Raw genomic sequence first — 23,795 nt, forward strand, 5'->3', positions numbered from 1 at the left:
ACATGTCCACGATCGCCGTCACCGGAGCCGGTTCCGGCATGGGCGCCATGCTCGCCGAACGGCTACGCGCCCAGGGGCACACCGTCATCGGTGTCGACCTCAAGAACGCCGACGTCACCGCCGACCTGGGCAGCCCCGAGGGACGCGCGCACGCCGTCGCCGAGATCACCCGGATCAGCGGCGGCAGACTCGACGGGTTCCTGCCGTTCGCCGGGCTCGCGGGCGGCGCGGGCCGCTCGTCCAGCCTGCTCGTGTCCGTCAACTACTTCGGTGCGATCCACCTGCTGGAGGGGCTGCGCCCGGCGCTCGCCGCCGCCGGGACCTCGTCCGTCGTCCTCGCCTCCTCCAACTCGACGACCACCCAGCCCGACTGGCCGGAACAGGTCGCCGCGGCCTGCCTCGCGGGCGACGAGACCGAGGCCCGCCGCATCGCCGACGAGGCGGGCGCCCGCGACGGCGGCGTCGGCGCCTACCCGGCCACCAAGGCCGCCCTCGCCTGGTACGCCCGCAGCCGCGCCGCCGACCACCAGGCCGACGGCATCCGCCTCAACGCGGTCGCGCCCGGCTACATCGACACCCCGATGACCCGCGCCGCCGCCGAGGACCCGGCGACCGCCGAGGGCATCAGGCAGTTCCTCGCCGCCATCCCGGCGGGCCGGGCGGGCAAGCCGGAGGAGATCGCCGAACTCGTCGAGTTCCTGCTGTCGCCGAAGTCCGCGTACTGCGTCGGCTCCGTCTTCTACGCGGACGGCGGCCTCGACGCGCAACTGCGCGCCACGGACTGGCCGAAGGTGTGGCACCCGCAGGCCGGCTGACCTGGCGCAGCAGCTCACATCCAGGAGTCGGACCGCACCCACCCCAGCAGATTGGGGATGGTGCGGTCCGTCGCCGCGTCCCGCGGCGTCACGTCAGGGGCGGGTGCGTGCCGCGCCGCCCGCCCCGGACCGTTCAGATCCCGCCAGATCGCCCGCGCCGCCCCGTGCAGCAGCGGCGCCGCCAGCTCCAACGGCCGCAGCCCGCCCAGCGAGCCGAGCGACACGGCGGCCACCGCCCGGCCCGCACCGCGCAACGGCACCGCCGAGCACACGAGCCCGGAGAACGTCTCCCCGCGGTCGTACGCGATCCCCGCCGTGCGCACCCGCGACAGCTCCGAGCAGAACACGTCGGGCCGCGTCACCGTGCGGTGCGTACGCGGCCGCAGGCCCGCCGCGACGACCCGCTCGATGTCGTCCTTGTCGCCGAACGCCAGGATCGCCTTGCCCGCCGCCGTCGCGTGCGCGGGCAGCCGCGCCCCGATCCGCACCGGGTACGCCCGGTCCGTCGCGTCGCCCACCGACTGCGGCAGCGAACCGGCCCGCTCCAGGCACACCACGTCCGTCACCCCGTCCAGGACGTACAGCTGCACGAGCTTGCCCGTGGCCTCGTGCAGCGCGTCCAGATGCGGGATCGCAGCGCGGATCAGCCGGTTGTGGTGCGCGGCGAGACCGCCGTGCTCCAGCATCCGCAGGCCGAGCCGGTAGTCCCGGCCCTCCCGGTCCAGCCAGCGCAGCTTCACCAACTGGTCGAGGATGCGGTGCGCGGACGACCGCGACAGGCCCGAACGGTGGATGATCTCGGTCAGCGACAGCCGACCGCGTCCGCCGTCGAAGGCCGCGAGGACCTTCTCCGCCTTCTCCAGGAGAGACAGCGGTGCGTCTGCCTCCAGGGCCGTTTCGAGCACAGCACACCCCCGTAGAAATGGGCACCAGCAGTGTTGAATGGACCTTGCCACGACCGCGTTGACGTGGGAAGAGACCGGGCACAATAAGCCCCGCCGGCGATTGAGGCGCGGGGTCCGGGGCAGAGCCCCGCGACGTAGGAGGACGACCCCTTCCCACTCACCGGGAACCTCATCTGTCCGCCCCCGGGCGGAGCCACTTAGCGTCGTCGACATGACCGACCACACCACCGCGGACGTGCTCGCCTCGGTCCGCGCCCTCCTGCCCGCCGTCGCGGAACGTGCCGCCGAGGCGGAGGAACTGCGCAAGGTCCCCGAGTCCACCGTCAAGGAACTCACCGCGACCGGCTTCTTCCGCCTCCTGCAGCCCAAGCGCTACGGCGGATTCGCCGCCGACCCCACCGTCTTCTACGACGGCGTCAAGGAGATCGCCCGGGCCTGCGGCTCCACCGGCTGGGTCGCCTCCGTCCTCGGCGTCCACCCCTGGCACGTCGGCCTCTACGAGCAGCGGGCCCAGGACGAGGTGTGGGGCGAGCACGGCGAGCGCGCCGACACCCGCATCTCCTCCTCGTACGCCCCCACCGGCAAGGTCACCCCCGTCGACGGCGGCTTCCGGCTCTCCGGCCGCTGGCACTTCTCCTCCGGCTGCGACCACGCGCAGTGGGTGATCCTCGGCGCGCTCGTGCCCGACGCCGACGGCAACCTCGTCGACATGCGCTCGTTCCTGCTGCCGCGCGCCGACTACGAGATCAAGGACGTGTGGGACACCGTCGGCCTGCGCGGCACCGGCTCCAACGACATCGTCGTCGACGACGTCCTCGTCCCCGAGCACCGCGCCCTCTCCTTCGGCCCGGTCACCGCCCTCACCCCGCCCGGCGCCGAGGTCAACCCCGACCCGCTCTACCGGCTCCCGTACGCGAGCGTCTTCACCACCACGATCTCCACGCCGATCGTCGGCATCGCGCAGGGCGCCTGGGACGGATTCGTCGCCGCGACCCGCGAGCGCATCCGCGTGTCGTACGGGCAGAAGGTCGCCGAGGACCCGTTCGCGCAGATCCGGCTCGCCCGCGCCGCCAGCGACATCGACGCGGCCTGGCGCCAACTGCGCGGCAACATCGCCGAGATGTACGCACTCGCCTGCGCGGGCGACCCGTTGACGGTCGAACTGCGGGCCCGTGCCCGCCGCGACCAGGTGCTCGCCACCGAGCGCGCCGCGGCCGCCGTCGACCTGCTGATGGAGAACGCGGGCGGCAACGCGATGCGCACCGGCGCGGGCCCCGCGGGCATCCAGCGCGCCTGGCGCGACATCCACACCGGGCGCGGCCACGCGGCCAACGACCCGGAGCGGGCCCTGCTCATCTACGGCCAGGACGCCCTCGGCCTGGAGATCCAGGACGTGATGCTGTGACCACCGCCGCGTACACGTCCGAGCACACCCGCCGCTTCGTGAAGGCGGGCGGCATCCGGCTCGCGTACCACGAGGCCGGTCCTGCCGACGGGCCCGCCGTGATCTTCCTGCACGGCGGCGGACCCGGCGCGAGCGGCTGGTCCAACTTCGGCGCCAACCTGCCGGTCTTCGCCGAGGCCGGATTCCGCACGATCCTCCTCGACCAGGTCTGCTTCGGCGCCAGCGACAAACCCGAGCTCGACGCCGACTACTGGACGGCCTCCGCCCGCTGCACCGTCGCCCTCATGGACGAACTCGGCATCCGGCAGGCCGACTTCGTCGGCAACTCCCTCGGCGGCGGCACCGTGGCCCGGCTCGCCCTCGACTTCCCCGACCGCGCCCGCAAGCTCCTCCTCATGGGCCCCGGCGGCATCTTCCTGAACCTCTTCCACGCCGACCCCACCGAAGGCATCCGGCAGCTCTTCGAGTTCAACACCGCCGCCGAGCCGACCCGCGACCAGATGCGGGCCTTCCTCACCACCCTCGCGTACGACAAGTCGATCGTCACGGACGCCTTCGTCGAGGAGCGCTACCTGCGCGCCGTCGACCCCGACGTCCGCCTCGGCACCGCCCGCATGGGCGCCTCCTTCGCCAACCCCGAGTGGGCCGAGCGCACCCAGATCTGGCGCGACGCCGCGAAGATCCCGCACGAGACGCTGCTGACCTGGGGGCGCGAGGACCGTGTCAACCCGATCGACGGCGCGTTCGTCGCCCTCAAGACGATGCCCAACGCCCGGCTGCACGTCTTCCCGAAGTGCGGCCACTGGGCGCAGACCGAGAAGGCCGACGAGTTCAACCGCCTCGCAATCGACTTCTTCACCAACTGACTTATTCATCAGGGGAGTTACGGATGGACATCCGCGCACTCGGCTATCTGCGCATCGAGACGGCCGATCTCGCCGCCTGGCGCACCTACGCCCTCGACGTCCTCGGCATGACCGAGGCGCAGGGCAGCACGGACGCCCGGCTCAACGTCCGCATCGACGACCGCATCCACCGCTTCCAGTTCGTGGCCGGAACACAGGACCGGCTGCTCGCGGCGGGCTTCGAGGTCGCCGACGCCCGCGCACTCGCCCTCGCGGCGAGCGAGCTGACGTCGGCCGGGCACGCCGTGAAGGAGGCCGACGCCGCCACCCTCGCCGACCGCCGCGTCCAGGGCCTGATCCACGTCGACGACCCCGCCGGCAACCCCCTGGAGATCTACTGGGGCCAGGCCCAGGACCACACCCCGCTCGCCGCGCCCTACGGCAACCGCTTCGTCACCGGCACCGACACCAAGGCGGGCGCGGGCGACCTCGGCCTCGGCCACGTCGTCCTCCCGGCCGTCGAGATCGACGAGGCCGTCGACTTCTACGAGACCCTCCTCGGCTTCCAGCTCCGCGACTCCATGCAGCTCCCGCCCTCCGCCGTCCCCACCGGCAAGCCGGGCCAGGACACGTACCGCATGTACTTCCTCTCCCCGAACCGCCGCCACCACAGCCTCGGCCTCTACCCGGGCGCCCTGCCGCCCGGCATCGTCCACTTCATGGTCGAGCTGGAGCACCTTGACGACGTCGGCTACGGGCTCGACCGCATGAAGAAGGCCGGTCATCCCATCGCCTCCTCCCTCGGGCGGCACTCCAACGACCACATGGTGTCCTTCTACGCCCAGGCGCCCGGCGGCTTCCAGGTCGAGTACGGCTGGGACGGACTGGTCGTCGACCCGGACACCTGGGTGACCAAGGAGATCACCGCCGACTCCCTGTGGGGCCACGAGTGGAACGGCTGAGCACCCTGGACGCCGTAGGGCCGGGGGAGCGCGTCGGGCCGGGGGAGTTCCGGGACGCCCTGTCCCGGTTCGCCTCCGGCGTCACCGTCGTCGCCGGCCTCGACGAGGCCGGCGCCCCGGCGGGCCTCGCCTGCCAGTCCTTCACCTCCCTCTCCCTCGACCCGCCGCTCGTCCTCGTCTGCGTCGCCCGTACGTCGACCAGCTGGGCCCGTATCGCCCCCGCCGGACGCTTCGGAATCTCCGTGCTCGCCGAGGACCAGCGCGCCCAGTGCCGCACCCTCGGCTCCCGCCGCCCCGACAAGTTCGCCGACCTCGATTGGCACACCGGACGCGACCACCGCAGCGTCCTGGTCGACGGCGCCCTCGCCCACCTGGAATGCGCACTCGAACGCACCGTCGACGGCGGCGACCACGAGATCGTCATCGGCCGCGTCACCGCGCTCACCACCCCGCGCGCCGACGGCCGCCCCCTCCTCTTCTTCCGCTCCGCCTTCGGCACCGGCCGCTTCGCCGCGGGACAGGAAACGGTGGACCTCTTCGCCCAGTGGCTGTGACGCCCGAGACAATGGGCGGGTGCCTACGAAGTCAACGAAGCCCGCGCAGTCAACGAAGCCGGCCAAGAGCAAGCCCCAGTCGACGAACGCCGGCGCGCAGGAGCGGCGCGGCGAACTCCTGCACACCGCGGCCGAGGTCTTCGCCGAGCAGGGCTACAACGCCACGACCGTCCGCAAGATCGCCGATCACGCGGGCATGCTCGCGGGCAGCCTCTACTACCACTTCGACTCCAAGGAATCGATGCTGGAGGAGATCCTGCGGACCTTCCTCGACGAGCTGTGGGAGGGCTACGACACCGTGCTCGACGACGCCCTCGGCCCCAGGCAGACCCTGGAGGCACTGGTCACCGAGTCCTTCCGGGAGATCGACCGGCACCGCGCCGCCGTCGCGATCTACCAGCGGGAGTCCCAGCAGCTCGTCACCCAGGAACGCTTCGCGTTCCTCGCCGAGTCGCAGCGCAGGTTCGAGAAGACCTGGCTGACCACCCTGGAGCGCGGCGTCGACGAGCAGGTCTTCCGCGCCGATCTCGACATCCGGCTCACCTACCGGTTCGTGCGCGACACCGTGTGGGTCGCCGCCTCCTGGTACCGGCCCGGCGGCCGGCACAGCCCCGAGGAGATCGCCCGTCAATATCTGTCGATGGTGCTGGACGGGATCGCGGTGCGGTGACCCCGCGTGCTAAGGTCTACCGTGTTGCAGTTTTGGTACCCATAGACTTTATGTGCGCCTGACGGGAATGTTCCTCAGGCGCATTATTGTTTTTCCCGGGATTATTCCCGGTTCCGGCGTTCACCTGGGCGTTCTGGGAATGGGGGCTGCTACCTGTTCTTAAGGAGAACGACATGGCCACCGGTATCGTTAAGTGGTTCAACTCGGAAAAGGGCTTCGGCTTCATCGAGCAGGACGGCGGCGGCGCCGACGTCTTCGCCCACTACTCGAACATCAACGCCTCCGGCTTCCGTGAGCTCCAGGAGGGCCAGAAGGTGACGTTCGACGTCACGCAGGGCCAGAAGGGCCCGCAGGCGGAGAACATCGTCCCCGCCTGATCTCGCTCGTAGATCACTCGACTCCGCCGGGCTGACCCGGCGGACGTCGGATCGAGCATCACCGGGCCGGGGCCCGCACCGCGAAGGTGCGGGCCCCGGTTCCTGCTGTCCCGTCCCGGAAGGCATCGCCGCATGGCCAGTTCTCCCCGCCCGTCGCCCGACCGCCGCGCCTCGACGGGACGCTCCGCGTCGCAGCCACAGGCCTCCCGCCGTCGCGGCCCCCGTCCCGTTGCCGGGCAGCGCCGCGCACCCGAGCAGCGCCGCAAGCAACAGCCGGCGCCGCCGAGCGAGTTCACCATGCCGGAGAACACCACTCCCGCGCTGCCCGCCGTGGACAGCTTCGCCGAGCTCGACATGCCCGAAGCCCTCCTGAAGACGCTGGGCGAGCAGGGCGTCACCGACCCGTTCCCCATCCAGGCCGCGACGCTCCCCAACTCGCTCGCCGGACGGGACCTCCTCGGCCGCGGCCGCACCGGCTCCGGCAAGACCCTCGCCTTCGGCCTGCCGCTGCTCACCCACACCACCGGCGCCAAGGCCGAGCCGAAGTCCCCTCTCGCGCTCGTCCTCGTGCCCACCCGTGAGCTGGCCCAGCAGGTCACCGACGCCCTCACCCCGTACGCCGCCGCGCTGAAGCTGCGCCTCGCGACCGTCGTCGGCGGCATGTCGATCTCCCGGCAGGCGGGCGCGCTGCGCCGCGGCGCCGAGGTCGTCGTCGCCACTCCGGGACGCCTCAAGGACCTCATCGAGCGCGGCGACTGCGTGCTCGGCTCGGTGCGCACGACGGTGCTCGACGAGGCCGACCAGATGGCCGACATGGGCTTCATGCCGCAGGTCACCGCGCTCCTCAAGCAGGTCGAGGCGGGCGGCCAGACGATGCTGTTCTCCGCGACGCTCGACAAGAACGTCGACCGGCTCGTCAAGCAGTTCCTCAACGACCCCGTCGTGCACTCCGTCGACCCGTCCGCGGGCGCGGTGACGACGATGGAGCACCACGTCCTGCACGTCCTGGACGAGACCGACAAGAAGGCCGTCACCGCGCGCATCGCCGCCCGCGACGGCCGCGTCATCCTCTTCGTCGACACCAAGCGCTCCGCCGACCGGCTCGCCAAGCGGCTCCTCGCCACCGGCGTGTACGCGGCGCCGCTGCACGGCGGCCGCAGCCAGCCGCAGCGCAACCGCACGCTCGAGCAGTTCAAGGACGGCCGGGTCACCGCGCTCGTCGCCACGAACGTCGCCGCGCGCGGCATCCACGTCGACGACCTCGACCTCGTCGTCAACGTCGACCCGCCCACCGAGCACAAGGACTACCTGCACCGCGGCGGCCGCACGGCCCGCGCCGGCGAGTCCGGCAGCGTCGTCACCCTGGTCCTGCCCGAGCAGAAGCGCGACGTGCAGCGCCTGATGCGCGACGCGAAGATCAAGCCGCGCACGACGCAGGTCCGCTCCACGGACGAGGAACTGACGCAGATCACCGGCGCCCGCGAGCCGTCCGGCGTCGCGGTCACCATCGCCGTACCGGAGCCCACGGCTCCCACCACCGCGTCCAAGCCCCGCCGTCCCCGCCGCTCGCGCGGCGGCTCCGGCAACGGCAACGGCGCCCGCGCGGCAGGCGCCGAGGGCCAGCGCTCGGGCTCGGGCAACGGCGGCCGCCGCCGCTCGGCATCGGGCAACGCCGGCCAGCCCTCCTCCGCCAACCGCCGCGGCCGCGGCCCCCGCAACCCCCGCCAGGCAGCGTAGGACCGGGCACAAGCCCCGCCCGGGGCGCAGGAGCGGCCGGGCCCGGTAATTCAAGCCGGGTCCGGTAAATCAAGCCCCGCTCGGGTGCATGGGCGGCCGGGCCCGGTAATTCAAGCCCCGCCGGCGATTGAGGCGCGGGGTCCGGGGCAGAGCCCCGCGACCTCCGCCCCGTGGCGGCGCACTGGTCGGCCGGGCCCGGTAATTCAAGCCCCGCCGGCGATTGAGGCGCGGGGTCCGGGGCAGAGCCCCGCGACCTCCGCCCCGTTGCGGCGCAACACAACGACGGCCCTCACCCCAGCAGCCGCCCCCTGAGCGCCCCCACCACACACCGATCCACCCCAAGCCCCTCGACCACATACCGCTGCAGACCGCCGAACTCCCGACGCACCTGCCCAAGCGCAGTGCCCAGGTACTCCATCCGCACCTCCTGGACAGGTATCAGCAGGTCCGGATCCCGCATCAGCCCCGCCTGCCGCAACCCCTCACGAACCTCCGCGTCATGCGCGGCGCGGAAGACGTTCGACGCCAAGTAGTCGTCCACCGCCACCCGTTCCTCCACACCGAGCAGGCGCAGCAGGACGTACGTCAACCAGCCCGTACGGTCCTTCCCGGACGTGCAGTGGTACAGCAGCGCACCCCGCCCGCCCTCCGCCGCGTCCCGAAGCGTCTGCCCGAACCGGGCCCGGTTCGCGGCGTCGTTCACGAACATCCGGTACGTGGCCCGCATCCCGGCGGCCGCCCTGCCGTCCCCGAGCGCCTGCTGCTGCACCGCCGGGTCCTTCGAACCGATCGCGGCCATCAGCTGCTCGTACTGCCCGCCGTCGGAGACGGACCGCGCGGTCACGGAGAGCCCCGCGGGCAGCCGGTCGGCGCCGTCCGTGCGCACTTCGAACGACACCCGGAAGTCGACCACTTCGGCGAGCCGCAGCCCGGCGACCCGCTCCACGTCCGCGTCGGTCAGGTCGCACAGCGCGTCGGCCCGGTAGACGAGCCCGTACCGGACCCGGCCGCGGCCCCGCGCGCGGTAGCCCCCGATGTCCCGGAAGTTGACCGCCCCTTTGAGGGGAATCCGCCGGATGCCCTCGGTGGCGGGCCTCCCCGGCGCCGCCGTGGCGGCGGGCCCCACGGCGAGCGCCGCCACCGTGCCGAGCGTGGCGCCGAGCGCACGGCGCCGTGTGAGCGCCGCTCTGTGCACGTGCCCTGTTCTGTACGTGTGCGGCATACATGAACTCCTCTGCGGAGGAGGGCAGTCGTGCTGCCCCGTCAGGGTGGAGTGGGAAGTGATTCCAGCGTCTTGCGTGCTTCGGTCATCACGCGGTCGACGAGCTCCGCGCAGCTGGGCAGGTCTTCTATGAGCCCCGCGACCTGGCCGGAGGCCATGACGCCCAGGTCGGTGCGGCCCTCGACCATGGAAGCCTTCAGGAGCATCGGGGTGTTCGCGGCCAGCAGCACCTGGCTCCAGGTGAGGTCCTTGCCGTGCTTCATGGCGAGGCCGTCCCGCACCATCTGCGGCCAGCTCAGGCCGGACAGCTTCTTGAAGCCCGTGGCACGGCGCACGGCGTGCAGCAACGCGCGCGTACGGCCCACGTTCTCCAGCGATTCGACCAGCTCCGTGCGGAGCATCCGGTGGGGCAGGCCGTCCACCGCCGTCGTCACCGTGACGTCCTTGACGCTCGCCGCGAGGTACTTCGCCTTCACCGCGTCCGGCACCGTCGAGTCCGACGTCAGCAGGAATCGCGTCCCCATGGCGACCCCGGCCGCCCCGTAGGCGAGCGCGGCGACCAGCCCCCGGCCGTCGCGGAAACCGCCCGCCCCGACGACCGGGATGTCGACGGCGTCCACCACCTGCGGCAGCAGGACCGACGTCGCCACCTCACCGGTGTGCCCGCCGCCCTCACCGCCCTGCACGATGACCGCGTCCGCGCCCCACGCCGCGACCTTCTCGGCGTGCCGGCGCGCCCCGATCGACGGGATCACGACGGCGCCCGCGTCCTTCAGCTCGGCGATCAGCTCGCGCGAGGGCGCCAGGGCGAACGAGGCGACCTTCACGCCCTCCTCGACGATCACCTTGACCCGCTCGCGCGCGTCCCCCGCGTCGGCCCGCAGGTTCACCCCGAACGGCTGGTCCGTACGCGACTTCACCTCCCGTACGGCCGACCGGAGCTGGTCGAGCGTCATGGTGGCGGACGCCAGGATGCCGAGCGCCCCCGCGTTCGCCGCCGCCGACACCAGGCGCGGCCCCGCGACCCACCCCATCCCCGTCTGCACGATGGGGTGCCGCACGCCGGTGAGCCGGGTCAGGGGCGTCGGGATCGTGAACGCCGCGGAGTCCGGCGCCGGTTCGGAAGACGGCGTCATACCGGCTTGACCTCCAGATCCCGCTTGGCGTCGGGGTCGACGACCTCCCGGATCAGCCGCAGCTCCTCCGCCGTGGGCTCACGCGTGCACGGCACCTCGCCGCCCTCCGGGAGCACCAGCGCGAACCCCGTCGCCTCCTGGACCTCCTCCACCGTGACGCCCGGATGTACGGAGACCAGCCGCATCGCGTGGTCCTCGGTGTCGAAGTCCAGGACGGCCAGGTTCGTGACCACGCGCGGGATGCGATGGAACCGCGTCGCCGACGGGCCCGCCGCGGCCGCGCTGTCGTAGCCCACCCCGCTGATCATGTCGACCTTCTCGACGAAGACCCGGCGGCTGTGCTTGGGCACCCAGTAACTCACCGGATTGTTCAGCGTGTTCACGGGAGCGCCGCGCACCCCGAGGAGCTGGCGGTCGGGCCGCTCCCAGTCGCCGATGCACGAGATGTTCTGATTCCCGAACCGGTCGAGCTGGCTCGCCCCCATCATCACGTGCCGCTTCCCGCCGGTGACCATCGTCAGATGCTGCCGGTACGGGAGCCAGCCCTCCGCCGCGCCGTCGAGCCCGACCACCATCGCCTCGCCGTCGGTGAGCAGCAGGCCGGGGGAGAAGGTCCGCTTGGCGAGGCGCGCCCCGACGGCCGGGATCAGGCCCATCGGGCTGGCCAGCACCTCCCCGTTGTCCCGCCAGGCCTCGGCGCACGCGATCACGCAGTACTCGGCGCGGGACACCTCTGTCGTCGTGACGCTCACTTCTGCTCCTCGTGCCAGGCCTGAACGGCGGACTGGTACTGCTTCTCGTCACCGCCGGGCGGCAGGAACCGCTCGGCGAACTCGGTCCAGGGCGTGCTCGCGTACAGCTTCTGGAACGCCTCGTCGCGGTCGTAGTCGGGCACGCACGACGTGAAGTGCGCGCCGTGCGGCGTCTCCACGACGCCCGTCACCGCATGCCGCTTGACCAGCAGCGTCTGCGGCACCGTCTCGGGCCCGAAGCCGTCGACCAACTGCTCGCACGACACGTACGCGCTGTCCGCCGCCTCGCAGAACAGGTCGTCGAAGTACGGGTCGGGGCCCAGGTACTGTCCGTTGCCCGCGCGGTCCGCGCGGTTGACGTGCACCAGCGCCGCGTCGAGGCGCAGCGCCGGCATCGCGACGAACGTCTCCCCGTCCTCGTACGGCGAAGTCACCGTCCGCAGGCCCGGGTTGACGCGCATCACGTCCGAGCCGATGCCCGCCCGCACGGGCAGGAACGGCAGACGGTTCGCCGCCGCGTGCAGCCCCCACATGAACATCGCCTCGTCGACCTCCATCAGCTCGAACGCGCCCTTCTGGCGCGCCGCCCTGAAGTTCGGTTCGAGCGGGATGGAGTCGAGCGTCGCGAACGCCGCGACCAGCTTGCGGATCTTCCCGGCCGCCGCGAGCAGCCCGACGTCCGGACCCCCGTACGAGACGACGGTGAGGTCCGTGACGTCACTGCGCAGCAGCGCCCGCACCAGCGCCATGGGTTTGCGGCGCGAGCCCCAGCCGCCGATGCCGATCGTCATGCCGCTGCGCAGCCGCCCGACCACGTCGTCGGGCGTCATGGTCTTGTCGGGAGTGCTCATCGGTCGGTCTCCTGTCCGAAGGTGTCGCGGACCCGGTCGGCGACCCCGCTCAGGTTCGCCTCGAAGGTGAAGCCCTGCTCGAATCGGTAGCTGCGGTGCACGTCCACCGGGTCGATCCCGTTGAGCGCGGACTTGGCGAGGCGGATCAGATAGCCGTCCTTGCGGGCGATGTCGCGGGCCAGCTCGAGGACCGTCTCGCGCAGTCGCTCCCGCGGGACGACCTGCCACACCGATCCGTGGGCGTGCAGCTCGGCTGCCGTGGCCGTCCGCGACGTGTAGAACAGCGCGCGCATCAGATGCTGCGGGACGAGACGGGCCAGGTGCGTGGCCGCGCCGAGCGCGCCCCGGTCGAGCTCGGGCAGGCCGAACGTGGCGTCGTCGCTCGCCACGATCGCGTCCGCGTTCCCCACGAGACCGATGCCGCCGCCCAGGCAGAAGCCGCCGACGGCCGCGACCACCGGGACCTCGCACTGGTACACCGCCGAGAACGCCTCGTAGCAGCCGCGGTTGGCGCCGATCAGGGCGCTGTGGCCGCCGCCCGCCGCGGCCGTCTCGCGCTGCATCTCCTTGATGTCCACCCCGGCGTTGAACCCACGGGAGTCCTCCGCCGCGGTCAGTACGACGCAGCGCACATCGGGATCGCGGCCCGCCGCGCGCACGGCGTCCGCCAGGTCGTACCAGCCCTGCACCGGCAGCGCGTTGACGGGAGGGAAGTCGACCGTGACGACGGCGATGCCCTTTTCGGGTGAGGAGGTGGAGACACCCATGGCGTTCAGCTACCTTTCCACCTAACGTTTGTTTGGTACGCCGACGACGTTAGCAGGCGGCGAGGGGCAGCGGAATGGGTCGGGCAGCGCTCGGCGCAAGAGGACCCGAAAGGGTCGGGAAGGGGTCCGGGATGGATCTGAGCGGTCGGGTCGCCGTCGTCACGGGCGGCACGAGGGGAGTGGGCGCCGGGATCGCGGGCGCCTTCGCACGGGCCGGGGCGCGGGTGATCACCTGCGCCCGCAGACCGCCCGAAGTGCCGGTCGAGGGATGCGAGTTCATACCGGTCGACCTGCGGGACGCGGCGGCCGTGGAGGAGCTCTTCGCGGGCCTCGACCGGGTGGACGTGCTGGTCAACAACGCGGGGGGCACGCCCTACCGGCCGCTCGCGGAGGCGGACGCGGCCCGGCACGCGCGCGTGCTGGAGCTGAACCTGACGTCGGCGCTCACCGCGTCCCTGGCCGCCCGCGAGAAGCTCGCCGCCGCGCGCGGCTCGATCGTGATGATCGGCAGCGTCAGCGGCAGCCGCCCCTCACCGGGCAGCGCCGTGTACGGGGCGGCGAAGGCGGGCCTGGAGCACCTCGCGCGGTCCATGGCGGTGGAGTGGGCCCCGGAGATCCGGGTGAACACACTGGTACTCGGCATGGTCCGTACCGAACTGAGCGCACTGCACTACGGGGACGAGGAGGGCATCGCCGCCGTGGGGGCGACGGTGCCCATGGGGCGCCTGGCCGAGCCGCGCGAGGTCGGCGACGCGGCGGTGTTCCTGGCGTCGGACGCCGCCTCGTACATCACCGGAGCGAGCCTGCTGATGCACGGCGGCGGCGAGCTTCCCGCGTTCCTGGACGCGGCAACTGTCAACAAGGAGGCGTGAGATGGCGGACGAGAAGGCGATCGACGGCGAGAGCGGCGGCCTGTGCGCGGGGCGGGTGGTCGCCGTCACCGGGGCCGGGCGCGGACTGGGCCGCGCGCACGCGCTGGCGTACGCGGCCGAGGGCGCGAAGGTCGTGGTGAACGATCTGGGGGTGGGCCTGGACGGCGCCCCCGCCCCGGACAGTCCGGCGGCCCAAGTGGTCGAGGAGATACGCGCGGCGGGCGGCGAGGCGGTGGCGCACGGCGGCGACATCGCGACCTCCGAAGGCGCCGCCTCGCTCGTCGCGGCGGCCGTCGACACCTTCGGACGGCTGGACACCCTGGTGAACAACGCGGGGTTCCTGCGCGACCGCATGCTGGTCAACCTCGACGAGGACGACTGGGACGCCGTGATGCGCGTCCACCTCAAGGGCCACTTCCTGCCGCTCAAGCACGCCGCCGCGTACTGGCGGGCGGAGTCGAAGGCGGGCCGCACACCCACCGCCCGCGTCGTCAACACCTCCTCAGGAGCCGGCCTGCTGGGCTCCGTCGGGCAGGGCAACTACAGCGCGGCGAAGGCCGGGATCCTCGGCCTGACCCTGGTGGCGGCCGCCGAAATGGGACGCTACGGCGTACAGGTCAACGCGATAGCGCCGGCCGCCCGCACCCGGATGACCGAGGCCACGTTCGCCGAGACCATGGCGGCGCCGGGGGCGGACGCCTTCGACGCGATGGCGCCGGAGAACGTGTCGCCGCTCGTCGTATGGCTCGGCTCGGGGCCCGCGGCGGACGGAGTGACCGGGCGGGTCTTCGAGGTGGAGGCGGGCCGCATCACCGTCATGGAGGGCTGGCGGCCCGGCCCGACCGTCGACAAGGAGGAGCGGTGGACACCGGCGGCCTCGGGCGAGACGGCCCGTGAACTGCTGGCACGCGCGGCCGTACCGGGAGGCGTGTACGGGGCGGCGTGACGGACCGAGGAGTGACGGCACGGCCTACGTGTCGCACTCCAGGACCGTCCGGCACAACCCGCACCGCGCCCGCACCCGGCCCCGCACCGGCACCCGGATCCGCTGATGACACGTCGGACAGGGAAACGCCACCCGCAGCCCGCCGCCCCGCCCCTGCGCCCCGTCCGCCGCGGAGAACGCGTACGGGCCCGCAGGGGCCGGGCCCCGCGGACCGTGGTCCTGCGCATACCGGCGGTCCTTCGCATACCGCCGCCGCCCCGCCCACCCCGCCGCCGTCAACGGCGGCTGCCGCTCGTCGAGCCGCGCCTGCGCCAGACCCTTCGTATAGGCCGAGTACGCCTGCGGACTCGTGAACCACGTCTCCGGTCCCTCACCGAAGGTGAGGGACCTCTTCGCGAGCACGTACCCGAACTCCTCGGGCGTCAGATAGCCCAGCTTCTGCGAAGACGCCGCATCCTCCCGATACGCGTCGAGCAGCAGCCAGCCCGCCCCCAAATACGTAGCCGCCGTGTCCGTCAGGATCTCGTTGTCCCGCGTCCCCGGCAGCGACAGGTCCAGACGGTGCAGATACACATGCATGATCTCGTGCGCGAGCGCCGCACCGATGTCCCTGCGGTGCGTACGGAACCGGTCGTTCAACTCGATGAAGTACTCAGGACCCGCCGCCAGCTCGACACTCGCCGCATGCCGCATCTCCCGGAAACTCACGATCATCCGCGCGTCCGGGAGCCGATAGTGCCGCACCAGCTCGCGCGCCACCCGCTGCGCACCCAGATACAGGTCGTCGACATCGCTGAACGCCACGTCGGCCGGGGCGACACTCGCCGAGAACGAGTGCACCGAGTCGTACGAGAGCCGCCTGTAGAGCGCGGTGATCGCCGTCCGCACCGTCTCCAGATGCGGATAGCCGTGCACCACCGGTCCGCCGTTCACCACGCGCGCACCCCCCGGGGCCCCCGGACCCGCACCCGGACCCGGCGTCTTCAGAGTACGGCCCGGCCCCCTTGCGGAACACCACGCCAGAGGCGCCCCACGGACCCGTACGGGCGCGACGTAGGCTGATCCGTCATGACCACCAGCACGCCCCAGGACAAGCCGGCCCAGCAGACGGACCCGGCCGTGCGCGCCGAGCTCGGCCGGCTGCGCGACAGCATCGACAACATCGACGCCGCCGTCGTCCACATGCTCGCCGAGCGCTTCAAGTGCACGCAGCAGGTGGGCCACCTCAAGGCCGAACACGACCTGCCCCCGGCGGACCCGGCCCGCGAATCCCGCCAGATCGAGCGCCTGCGTCAACTCGCGGAGAACGCGAAACTGGACCCGGCCTTCGCCGAGAAGTTCCTGAACTTCATTATTTCCGAGGTCATCCGCCACCACGAACAAATCGCGGAGGACACCAAACGCTGACCGAATCAAGCCCCTCCGGCGATTGAGGAGCGGGGTCCGGGGCAGCGCCCCGAGAGCGCACCCTCGGTTGGGCGAAATGATCCCCCCTGTTCCCCGCCGGAGGCGTACGGCAGCATTACCGCATGCCCGTACTGACGCGCAGCGAAGCGCAGACCCGAGCCCGGCTCATCGACGTCGAGCGATACACCGTCGACCTCGACCTCACCGCCGGGGACGAGACCTTCGACTCCCGCACCGTGATCCGGTTCACCGCGCTCACCACGGGCGACACATTCGTCGAGCTCAAGCCCGCCGCACTCCGCTCCGTCACGCTCGACGGGCAGCCCCTCGACCCCGCCGCCCTCGACGACAACCGGCTCCCGCTCACCGGCCTCACCGAAGGCGCCCACGAGCTGCGCATCGACACCGCCATGCGCTACTCGCACACCGGCGAGGGCATGCACCGCTTCACCGACCCCACCGACGGCGAGACGTACGCGTACACGCAGCTGTTCATGGAGGACGTGCAGCGCGTCTTCGCCGCCTTCGACCAGCCCGACCTCAAGGCGACCTTCGACCTCACCGTCACCGCCCCCGAAGGCTGGACCGTCCTCGCCAACGGCGTCACCGAACACCTGGGGGACGGCCGCTGGCAGGCCGCCACCACCCCGCTCCTGTCCACGTACCTGATCGCCGTGGCCGCCGGCCCCTGGCACTCCATCCGCACCGAACACCGCGGCCTCCCCTTCGGCCTGCACTGCCGCCGCTCCCTCGCGCCCCACCTCGACGCCGACGCCGACGAACTCCTCGACGCCACGCGCGCGTGCTTCGACCGCTACCACGAGAAGTTCGACGAGCCCTACCCCTTCGACTCCTACGACCAGGCGTTCGTCCCCGAATTCAACGCCGGCGCCATGGAGAACCCCGGCCTCGTCACCTTCCGCGACGAATTCGTCTACCGCTCCGCCGTCACCGACACCGAGCGCCAGACCCGCGCCATGGTCATCGCCCACGAAATGGCCCACATGTGGTTCGGCGACCTCGTCACCCTCAAGTGGTGGGACGACATCTGGCTGAACGAGTCGTTCGCCGAATACATGGGCTACCAGACCCTCACCGAAGCCACCCGCTACACCGACACATGGATCGACTTCGGCGTCGCCCGCAAGACCTGGGGCTACGACGCAGACCAGCGCCCCTCCACCCACCCCGTCGCCCCCGAATCCGTGCCCGACACGGCCTCCGCACTCCTCAACTTCGACGGAATCTCCTACGCCAAGGGAGCCTCCGCACTGCGCCAGCTCGTCACCTGGCTCGGCGAGAAGGACTTCCTCGCCGGCATCAACACCCACTTCAAGCGCCACAAGTTCGCCAACGCCACCCTCGCCGACTTCATCGAGTCCCTCGCCGCGAACACCTCGCGCGACGTGCACGCCTGGGCCGACGCCTGGCTGCGCACCACCGGCGTCGACACCCTCACCACCACCGTGACCGGGACCGACGGCTCCTGGAACCTCGGCGTCGACCGAGAGGGCAGCAGGCCCCACCGCATCGCCGTCGGCCTCTACGACCGCGACCCCGCCACCACCCGCGGACTCGTCCTGCGCGAACGCCTCGACGTCGAAGTACCCGGCGACGCGACCCCGCCCACGTTCCGCGGCCCGCGCCCCGCCCTGATCGTCCCCAACGACCAGGACCTCACCTACGCCAAGATCCGCCTCGACGCCACATCCCGGGAAACCGCCCTGCAAGGCCTCTCCGGCATCCCCGACGCCCTCAGCCGCACCGTCGTGTGGAACACGCTGCGCGACATGGTCCGCGACGGCGAACTCGCCCCCGCCGCCTACCTGGAGACCGTCGCCGCCCACCTCCCCGAGGAGAGAGACCTCGCCCTCGTCCAGGGCGTCCTCGCCTTCGCCCACACCCAGGTCGCCGACCGCTGCACCGACCCCGCCGAGCGCCCCGCCGCCCTCGACCTCATCACCTCCCTGTGCGAGGACCTCGTCCGCCGCACCGAGGACGGCAGCCACCCCGGACTCCGCCTCACCGCCGTACGCCACCTCGTCGACGCCGCCCGGCACGCCGACGTCATCCGCGACTGGTACGACTCCGGGGCGGTCCCCGGCGGACCCGAACTCGACCCCGAACTGCGCTGGCGCATCCTCGGCCGGCTCAGCGTCCTCGGCGCCGTCGACGAAGCCGTCATCGAGGCCGAACTCGTCCACGACCCCAGCGCCACCGGACAGGAAGGCGCCGCCCGCTGCCGCGCCGCACTGCCCGACCCGCAGACCAAGGCACAGGCCTGGTCCGCGATGTTCACCACCGACCCCGACGACGACCTGTCCAACTACCTGTTCATCGCCACAGCGCAAGGCTTCTGGCAGCCCGAACAGACCGACCTGCTGCGCGGCTACGTCCCCCGCTATTTCACCGACGCCACCGCGCTCGCCGCACGCCGCGGCCCCGCGATCGCCGAGGCCGCCGGCCGCCACGCGTTCCCCGTGTACGCCATCGACAGCGACACACTGCGCCTCGGCGAAACCCACCTCGCGGACCCGGACCCGACGCTCATCCCGTCCCTGCGCCGCAAACTGACCGACCAGCTCGACGACCTGCGCCGCGCGCTGCGGGTGCGCGATTCAAGCCCGTCCGGCGATTGAGAACCAGTCCCGAGGACGCGCCCTGAGGGACAAGCCCTCAGGGCGACCGGGGACCGGGTGCGCAGCCCGCAGGACCTAGCACACCCACCCCCGGCCCCACGCCCACCCATACCACTTTCGGGTCAGCTTCATCGGTACGGCGTACGCATCAGCAGGCAAAAGGCAAGCTGAGGGATCACGTACGCCTACCACGCAAAGGACCCGTATGCGCAGCACGCCGCCCCTCGCCGGAGGTACCCAAGGCCCCGACGCCCTGCGGCCGTTGCTCGCCACCGTCCTCGACGCCCTGCACAAGGGCGCCACCCACCGGGGCGGTCCGCTCCCGGCCGGCGGACCCGAGGCCGTCGCGGCGCAACTCCACCACCACGTAGGAGAGTTGCTGCCCACCCACGGCACAGGCCCCGAGGACGCGCTGCGCAGCCTCGTCACCGCCCTCGCCGAAGGCGCCGCCGACCCCGCCGACCCGCTGTGCGCCGCCCACCTGCACTGCCCGCCGCTCGCCGTCGCCACCGCCGCCGACCTCGCCGCGAGCGCCCTCAACCCCTCCATGGACTCCTGGGACCAGGCCCCCGCCGCCTCCGCCCTCGAAGCCCTCGTCACCACCACCCTCGCCCGCGAGGTCTACGGAGCGAACCCCCGGGGCCCCGCTCCCGACGCCCTCGTCACCACCGGCGGCACCGAAGCCAACCAGCTCGCCGTCCTCCTCGCCCGCGAAACCGCCCGCGAGACCGCCGGCGAAGCGGTCCAGCTCCTCGTCGGGGCCAACGCCCACCACACCGTCGCCCGCGCCGCCTGGCTCCTCGGCCTGCCCGAACCGGTCGTCGTCCCCGCCCCCGCCGGCACCCTCGACCCCGCCGCCCTCGACGAAGCACTCACCGCACTGCCCGGACCCAAACTCGTCGCCGCCACCGCAGGCACCACCGACGCCGGACTCATCGACCCGCTCCCCGAGATCGCCGAGCTCTGCGAGCGGCACGGCGCCCGCCTCCACATCGACGCCGCCTACGGCGCGGGCGCCCTCTTCAGCCCCCGCGAAGCCCCCAAACTGCAAGGCCTCGCCCGCGCCCACACCGTCGCCCTCGACCTGCACAAACTGGGCTGGCAGCCCGTCGCCGCCGGAATCCTCGCCGTACGCGACACCGCCGACACCACCGCCCTCGCCCACCAGGCCGAATACCTCAACGCCGACGACGACACCGAGGCCGGACTCCCCGACCTCCTCGGACGCTCCCTGCGCACCACCCGCCGCCCCGACGTCCTCAAGACCGCCGTCACCTTCAAGGCCCTCGGCCGCACCGGCCTCGCCGCCCTCGTCGACGACGTCACCGCGCTCGCCCACCACCTGGCGCGACTCGTCGACGCCCACCCGCACTTCGAGCTGTACGACACCCCCACCCTCACCACCGTCCTCTTCCGGCCCACCGGCGCCGACGACGAGACCATCGCCGAGATCCGCCGCACCCTCCTCGCCGAAGGACGCGCCGTCCTCGGCCGCGCCCGCATGGACGGACAGCTCTACCTCAAAGCCACCCTGCTCAACCCGCACGCCACCCCCGAAGACCTCACCGCCCTCCTGGCACTGGTGGAAGGACACACCCCCCGATGACAGCCGCCCCCGCCGGGCCCACCCCCGACAAGCCCGCAACACCGCCCACCGAAGAACCCCGCGACCTCGTCGGCATCGGCATCGGCCCCTTCAACCTCTCCCTCGCCGCGCTCGCCCACCCCCTCACCGAACTCGACACCGCCTTCTACGAACAGCGCCCCGCCTTCCACTGGCACCCCGGCCTGCTCATCGAAGGCGCCACCCTCCAAGTCCCCTTCCTCGCCGACCTGGTGACCCTCGCCGACCCCACCAGCAACTGGAGCTTCCTCCAGTACCTCAAGACCCGCGAGCGCCTCTTCCCCTTCTACTTCGCCGAGCGCTTCCACATCCAGCGCGCCGAATACGACGCCTACTGCCGCTGGGTCAGCGAGAACCTTCCAGGACTCCACTTCTCCCACCAGGTCGACGCCGTCCGCTGGAACACCGAACGCGCCCTCTTCGAAGTCGACTTCACCCAACTCGACGCCGAAGGCGAAGCCGAGGCCCTCGGCCGCACCTACACCAAGAACGTCGCCATCGGCGTCGGCACCGCACCCCACATCCCCGACCCCCTCAAGCCCCTCGCCGAAGCCCCCACCGTCCCCGTCATCCACTCCGCCGACTACCTCGCCCACCGCGAGCGACTGCTCGCCGCCGAGCACATCACCGTCGTCGGCAGCGGACAGTCCGGCGCCGAGATCTTCCTCGACCTCCTCAGGTCCCGCCCCGCAGGCCGCGAAAAGATCCACTGGCTCGCCCGCAGCGAAGCCTTCGCCCCCATGGAGTACAGCAAGCTCGGCCTCGAACACTTCACGCCCGACTACAGCCGCTACTTCCACCAACTCCCCGAGGACGAGCGCGACCGCCTCGTCCCCGCCCAGTGGCAGCTCCACAAGGGCATCGACGCCGACACCATCGCCGCCATCCACGAAGAGCTCTACCAGCGCACCCTCGGCGGCGGCTGGCCCGACGCCACCCTCACCCCCGGCGTCAGCATCCGCACCGCCGGCCGCGTCGCCACCACCAAGGTCGAACTCCACCTCGAACACCGCCAGCAGGGCACCCGCTCCCGCCTCACCACCGACGCCGTCGTCCTCGCCACCGGCTACAAGGAACGCCAGCTCAGCGGCATGCTCGCCGGACTCGACCCCTACCTGCGCCGCGACCGCTCCGAACGCCCCCGCATCGACGACCGCTTCCGCCTCGTCCTCGACGAACGCGTCCAGGGCTCCGTCTACGTACAGAACGCCGAACGCCACACCCACGGCGTCGGCGCTCCCGACCTCGGACTCGCCGCCTGGCGCAGCGCCACCATCCTCAACTCCCTCACCGGCAAGGACCCCTACCCCCAGCCGCGGCGCACCGCCTTCACCACCTTCGGCCTCACCGGCCACGACCACCGCGCCCACCTGCCCGGACAGCAGACAGGAGAGCGCGGCACCATGGTCAAACTCCAGGACTGAGCCACCGAGTCCTATCGGCTCACGAGCTGAACACCGGCGTCCCGTCCCGCGTCAACCGCCAGTCCACCGAAGCGAAATCGGCCGGGTCGAGGACGCCCTTCGCCGTCACCCACTCCGCGATCCGCGTCCGGATCTCCGTCGACTCCGACCACAGCTCCTTCGCCCCCGCCACATGCGGGAACGCGCCACCGCCGTTCGCCCGATAGTTGTTCACCGCGAACACGAACCGCGCCGCGTCGTCCAGCTCCGCGCCCTCGAACCTCAGGTTCTTGATCCGCGAACCCGCCGCCTGAGCGATGTCGATGTCGTACGTCAGCCCCGACACGTAGTCGTAGTTGTAGTCCGGCCGGTTGCCCGCGTTCGTCAGCTTGTCCACATCGACGTCGCCACCCGCCGCCGTCCGCACGAAATACTCCGCCGAGTACTCCAGGTACGCCCGCACCTGCGCACCCGTCATCTCCTTCGCCACCAACGTGTTGTCGTACACGTACAAGCTCGACAGATCACGGATCGTCACATCGCCCGCCGGAATCTCCGACGTACGCGAGAACGGCGAGGCCTGCGACAGCACCGGCAGCGTCGCGTACTCCGTCGACGCCAGCGCCTTCGTCACCACATCCGCCTGCACCTTGTTGATCAAATCGATGATCGGCGCGTCCTTGTAGCGGGCATCCACCGTCGTCAGCGTCTGCTTCGCCGTCCCCACGACCTGATTGACGTACTCCACCACCGCCTCGTGCTGCTCCCAGAGCAGCTTCGAGATCTCCGGATCGTCCGCCACTGCATTCGTGTTCCGCAGCGACGCCTTCACCGACTCGACGGTCCACCGACCCTTGTCCCAGACGAGGTCGAAGTCGAACAGCGTCAACCGCTCGGCATAGCACAGCGGTTCCGACAGCACGACGGTCCTGCCCGTCTCCTCGTTCGTCACCAGCTGCTGCTCGATCTCGACATGCGCGTGACCCACCAGAATCGCGTCGATCCCCGGCACCTGCTTCGCCACGTTCGCCGCCGCGTTCTCCACGTACGGCACCTGATCCCCGTACGACGACTGCCCCGACGTCCCCGAATGCGCCGACACGATCACCACGTCCGCGCCCATCGACCGCAGCTTCGGCACCCACTTCGCGGCCTGCTCCTCAAGCCCCGGGAACTTCAACACGCCCTGCACATACGCCTTGTCCCAGATCGCGATCCCCGGATTCGTCAGCCCCAGAACCGCGACCTTCACGTCCTTGCCGTGCGGAGTACGCAGCCGCTTCATGACGTACGGAGGAAACGCCGGCTTCTCCGTCTTCGCGTCCACCGCGTTCGCGCCCAACAACGGGAACGCGCACTGCGACTCGAACTTCCGCAGCGTCTCGATCCCGTAGTTGAACTCGTGATTGCCCAGCGCCACCGCGTCGTACCCGATCGCGTTCATCGCCCGCGCCATCGGATGCACCGGACCGCCGTCCGCCGTGATCGGATCGACCTTCGCGTAGTAGTACGTCAGCGGAGTGCCCTGAATCGTGTCCCCGGCATCGATGAGCAGCGTGTTCCCCCGGCCCTGCTCCGCCCGCACCTGATCCACCAGCGTCGAAATCCGCGCCAGACCCTGCGCGTTGCCCGCCGCGTCCGAGTAGTCCGCGTTCTTGAAGTAGTCCCAGTTGAAGACGTGACCATGCAGGTCCGTCGTGCCCATCACGGTGAACGCGTACCGCTTCTTCGGCTTGCCGGGCTTGCCCGGCTTCGCGGCGGCGGGCGCGGCCACCGCACCGGACAGCGCGACCCCCGCGCCAGTGGCGGCCGACGTGGCAATAAAGGATCTACGGTCCAACGACATCGAGGTCTCCTCGTCTACGAGAACGGCATCGCAACGCGCGTAGATTCTTGCTCACCAACC

Annotated in this window: 22 protein-coding genes; 14 read left to right on the plus strand and 8 right to left on the minus strand. The window is 71.4% G+C overall.

The window, feature by feature from the left end:
* Nucleotides 1-2 precede the first annotated feature (2 nt).
* A complete protein-coding gene (locus ACY34M_RS04905) occupies nt 3-815 on the plus strand; it encodes an SDR family oxidoreductase (protein ID WP_462718678.1) in 813 nt (270 codons plus the stop codon).
* Nucleotides 816-829: 14 nt separating this feature from the next.
* On the opposite strand, the gene ACY34M_RS04910 is transcribed toward ACY34M_RS04905, so the two are convergent.
* Complete coding sequence (locus ACY34M_RS04910; RefSeq protein WP_462718679.1) at nt 830-1,720, minus strand: IclR family transcriptional regulator; 891 nt, start codon at nt 1,718-1,720, stop codon at nt 830-832.
* 211 nt (nt 1,721-1,931) lie between these two features.
* Between ACY34M_RS04910 and hsaA the strand changes: the two genes are divergently transcribed.
* The 7 genes from hsaA (at nt 1,932) to ACY34M_RS04945 (ending at nt 8,270) form a co-directional block, all read left to right on the plus strand.
* Nucleotides 1,932-3,125, plus strand: a complete 1,194-nt coding sequence (hsaA, locus tag ACY34M_RS04915) for a 3-hydroxy-9,10-secoandrosta-1,3,5(10)-triene-9,17-dione monooxygenase oxygenase subunit (protein ID WP_462718680.1) — start codon at nt 1,932-1,934, stop codon at nt 3,123-3,125.
* A complete protein-coding gene (gene hsaD, locus ACY34M_RS04920) occupies nt 3,122-3,991 on the plus strand; it encodes a 4,5:9,10-diseco-3-hydroxy-5,9,17-trioxoandrosta-1(10),2-diene-4-oate hydrolase (RefSeq protein ID WP_462718681.1) in 870 nt (289 codons plus the stop codon). The genes hsaA and hsaD overlap by 4 nt, the downstream gene beginning before the upstream one ends.
* A 23-nt stretch (nt 3,992-4,014) precedes the next feature.
* Nucleotides 4,015-4,932, plus strand: a complete 918-nt coding sequence (locus ACY34M_RS04925) for a VOC family protein (protein ID WP_462718682.1) — start codon at nt 4,015-4,017, stop codon at nt 4,930-4,932.
* The gene (locus tag ACY34M_RS04930) at nt 4,920-5,486 is read left to right on the plus strand and encodes a flavin reductase family protein (RefSeq protein WP_462718683.1); all 567 of its coding nucleotides are present in this window, start codon (nt 4,920-4,922) and stop codon (nt 5,484-5,486) included. Before ACY34M_RS04925 ends, ACY34M_RS04930 begins: the two co-directional genes overlap by 13 nt.
* Nucleotides 5,487-5,604: 118 nt before the next feature.
* A complete protein-coding gene (locus ACY34M_RS04935; RefSeq protein ID WP_462718922.1) occupies nt 5,605-6,156 on the plus strand; it encodes a TetR/AcrR family transcriptional regulator in 552 nt (183 codons plus the stop codon).
* 173 nt (nt 6,157-6,329) lie between these two features.
* On the plus strand, nt 6,330-6,533 hold the full coding sequence (locus ACY34M_RS04940; RefSeq protein ID WP_462718684.1) for a cold-shock protein: 204 nt from the start codon (nt 6,330-6,332) through the stop codon (nt 6,531-6,533).
* 132 nt (nt 6,534-6,665) lie between these two features.
* Complete coding sequence (locus ACY34M_RS04945; protein ID WP_462718685.1) at nt 6,666-8,270, plus strand: DEAD/DEAH box helicase; 1,605 nt, start codon at nt 6,666-6,668, stop codon at nt 8,268-8,270.
* Nucleotides 8,271-8,559: 289 nt separating this feature from the next.
* Here ACY34M_RS04945 and ACY34M_RS04950 read toward each other — a convergent pair whose 3' ends face one another.
* From ACY34M_RS04950 to ACY34M_RS04970, 5 genes are read right to left on the minus strand one after another with little or no spacing between them, the layout of a single operon-like run.
* Nucleotides 8,560-9,492: a tyrosine-protein phosphatase gene (locus ACY34M_RS04950; protein WP_462718686.1), complete on the minus strand. Its 933-nt coding sequence runs from the start codon at nt 9,490-9,492 to the stop codon at nt 8,560-8,562.
* A 41-nt stretch (nt 9,493-9,533) separates the two neighbouring features.
* Nucleotides 9,534-10,583 (minus strand): NAD(P)H-dependent flavin oxidoreductase, encoded by a 1,050-nt coding sequence (locus ACY34M_RS04955; RefSeq protein WP_462718923.1) that lies wholly within the window; start codon nt 10,581-10,583, stop codon nt 9,534-9,536.
* A gap of 41 nt (nt 10,584-10,624) precedes the next feature.
* Nucleotides 10,625-11,380 (minus strand): CoA-transferase subunit beta, encoded by a 756-nt coding sequence (locus ACY34M_RS04960; protein ID WP_462718687.1) that lies wholly within the window; start codon nt 11,378-11,380, stop codon nt 10,625-10,627.
* A complete protein-coding gene (locus tag ACY34M_RS04965; RefSeq protein ID WP_462718688.1) occupies nt 11,377-12,231 on the minus strand; it encodes a CoA transferase subunit A in 855 nt (284 codons plus the stop codon). The genes ACY34M_RS04960 and ACY34M_RS04965 overlap by 4 nt, the downstream gene beginning before the upstream one ends.
* Nucleotides 12,228-12,998, minus strand: coding sequence for an enoyl-CoA hydratase family protein (locus tag ACY34M_RS04970; RefSeq protein WP_462718689.1), 771 nt, complete (start codon nt 12,996-12,998; stop codon nt 12,228-12,230). Before ACY34M_RS04970 ends, ACY34M_RS04965 begins: the two co-directional genes overlap by 4 nt.
* A gap of 131 nt (nt 12,999-13,129) precedes the next feature.
* Here ACY34M_RS04970 and ACY34M_RS04975 point away from each other — a divergent pair, with 131 nt between their 5' ends.
* Together ACY34M_RS04975 and ACY34M_RS04980 are read left to right on the plus strand one after the other, a co-directional pair.
* Nucleotides 13,130-13,870: an SDR family oxidoreductase gene (locus ACY34M_RS04975; protein WP_462718690.1), complete on the plus strand. Its 741-nt coding sequence runs from the start codon at nt 13,130-13,132 to the stop codon at nt 13,868-13,870.
* 1 nt (nt 13,871) lies between these two features.
* Nucleotides 13,872-14,816 carry an SDR family oxidoreductase gene (locus ACY34M_RS04980; RefSeq protein ID WP_462718691.1) on the plus strand — a complete coding sequence of 315 codons (945 nt, stop codon included), beginning with the start codon at nt 13,872-13,874 and terminating at the stop codon, nt 14,814-14,816.
* 24 nt (nt 14,817-14,840) lie between these two features.
* On the opposite strand, the gene ACY34M_RS04985 is transcribed toward ACY34M_RS04980, so the two are convergent.
* Nucleotides 14,841-15,752: a hypothetical protein gene (locus ACY34M_RS04985; RefSeq protein WP_462718692.1), complete on the minus strand. Its 912-nt coding sequence runs from the start codon at nt 15,750-15,752 to the stop codon at nt 14,841-14,843.
* Between the two features lie 132 nt (nt 15,753-15,884).
* Here ACY34M_RS04985 and ACY34M_RS04990 point away from each other — a divergent pair, with 132 nt between their 5' ends.
* The 4 genes from ACY34M_RS04990 to ACY34M_RS05005 all read left to right on the plus strand — a co-directional run bounded on the left by ACY34M_RS04990 (nt 15,885) and on the right by ACY34M_RS05005 (nt 21,910).
* The gene (locus tag ACY34M_RS04990) at nt 15,885-16,223 is read left to right on the plus strand and encodes a chorismate mutase (protein ID WP_462718693.1); all 339 of its coding nucleotides are present in this window, start codon (nt 15,885-15,887) and stop codon (nt 16,221-16,223) included.
* Between the two features lie 122 nt (nt 16,224-16,345).
* The gene (pepN, locus tag ACY34M_RS04995) at nt 16,346-18,862 is read left to right on the plus strand and encodes an aminopeptidase N (RefSeq protein WP_462718694.1); all 2,517 of its coding nucleotides are present in this window, start codon (nt 16,346-16,348) and stop codon (nt 18,860-18,862) included.
* Nucleotides 18,863-19,067: 205 nt separating this feature from the next.
* Complete coding sequence (locus tag ACY34M_RS05000) at nt 19,068-20,468, plus strand: pyridoxal phosphate-dependent decarboxylase family protein (protein WP_462718695.1); 1,401 nt, start codon at nt 19,068-19,070, stop codon at nt 20,466-20,468.
* Nucleotides 20,465-21,910, plus strand: a complete 1,446-nt coding sequence (locus tag ACY34M_RS05005) for a lysine N(6)-hydroxylase/L-ornithine N(5)-oxygenase family protein (protein WP_462718696.1) — start codon at nt 20,465-20,467, stop codon at nt 21,908-21,910. The genes ACY34M_RS05000 and ACY34M_RS05005 overlap by 4 nt, the downstream gene beginning before the upstream one ends.
* 19 nt (nt 21,911-21,929) lie before the next feature.
* Here ACY34M_RS05005 and ACY34M_RS05010 read toward each other — a convergent pair whose 3' ends face one another.
* Nucleotides 21,930-23,735, minus strand: a complete 1,806-nt coding sequence (locus ACY34M_RS05010; RefSeq protein WP_462718697.1) for a bifunctional metallophosphatase/5'-nucleotidase — start codon at nt 23,733-23,735, stop codon at nt 21,930-21,932.
* Nucleotides 23,736-23,795 lie beyond the last annotated feature (60 nt).

This window comes from Streptomyces sp. EDA2-14 (assembly GCF_054963755.1).

What these genes read in the sequence shown, in the direction of transcription:
- ACY34M_RS04905 (WP_462718678.1), top strand. Translation starts at nt 3, where the DNA reads ATGTCCACGATCGCCGTCACCGGAGCCGGTTCCGGCATGGGCGCCATG.
- hsaA (WP_462718680.1), top strand. Translation starts at nt 1,932, where the DNA reads ATGACCGACCACACCACCGCGGACGTGCTCGCCTCGGTCCGCGCCCTC.
- ACY34M_RS04925 (WP_462718682.1), top strand. Translation starts at nt 4,015, where the DNA reads ATGGACATCCGCGCACTCGGCTATCTGCGCATCGAGACGGCCGATCTC.
- ACY34M_RS04940 (WP_462718684.1), top strand. Translation starts at nt 6,330, where the DNA reads ATGGCCACCGGTATCGTTAAGTGGTTCAACTCGGAAAAGGGCTTCGGC.
- ACY34M_RS04945 (WP_462718685.1), top strand. Translation starts at nt 6,666, where the DNA reads ATGGCCAGTTCTCCCCGCCCGTCGCCCGACCGCCGCGCCTCGACGGGA.
- ACY34M_RS04950 (WP_462718686.1), bottom strand. Translation starts at nt 9,492, where the DNA reads ATGCCGCACACGTACAGAACAGGGCACGTGCACAGAGCGGCGCTCACA.
- ACY34M_RS04965 (WP_462718688.1), bottom strand. Translation starts at nt 12,231, where the DNA reads ATGAGCACTCCCGACAAGACCATGACGCCCGACGACGTGGTCGGGCGG.
- ACY34M_RS04970 (WP_462718689.1), bottom strand. Translation starts at nt 12,998, where the DNA reads ATGGGTGTCTCCACCTCCTCACCCGAAAAGGGCATCGCCGTCGTCACG.
- ACY34M_RS04975 (WP_462718690.1), top strand. Translation starts at nt 13,130, where the DNA reads ATGGATCTGAGCGGTCGGGTCGCCGTCGTCACGGGCGGCACGAGGGGA.
- ACY34M_RS04980 (WP_462718691.1), top strand. Translation starts at nt 13,872, where the DNA reads ATGGCGGACGAGAAGGCGATCGACGGCGAGAGCGGCGGCCTGTGCGCG.
- ACY34M_RS04990 (WP_462718693.1), top strand. Translation starts at nt 15,885, where the DNA reads ATGACCACCAGCACGCCCCAGGACAAGCCGGCCCAGCAGACGGACCCG.
- pepN (WP_462718694.1), top strand. Translation starts at nt 16,346, where the DNA reads ATGCCCGTACTGACGCGCAGCGAAGCGCAGACCCGAGCCCGGCTCATC.
- ACY34M_RS05000 (WP_462718695.1), top strand. Translation starts at nt 19,068, where the DNA reads ATGCGCAGCACGCCGCCCCTCGCCGGAGGTACCCAAGGCCCCGACGCC.
- ACY34M_RS05005 (WP_462718696.1), top strand. Translation starts at nt 20,465, where the DNA reads ATGACAGCCGCCCCCGCCGGGCCCACCCCCGACAAGCCCGCAACACCG.
- ACY34M_RS05010 (WP_462718697.1), bottom strand. Translation starts at nt 23,735, where the DNA reads ATGTCGTTGGACCGTAGATCCTTTATTGCCACGTCGGCCGCCACTGGC.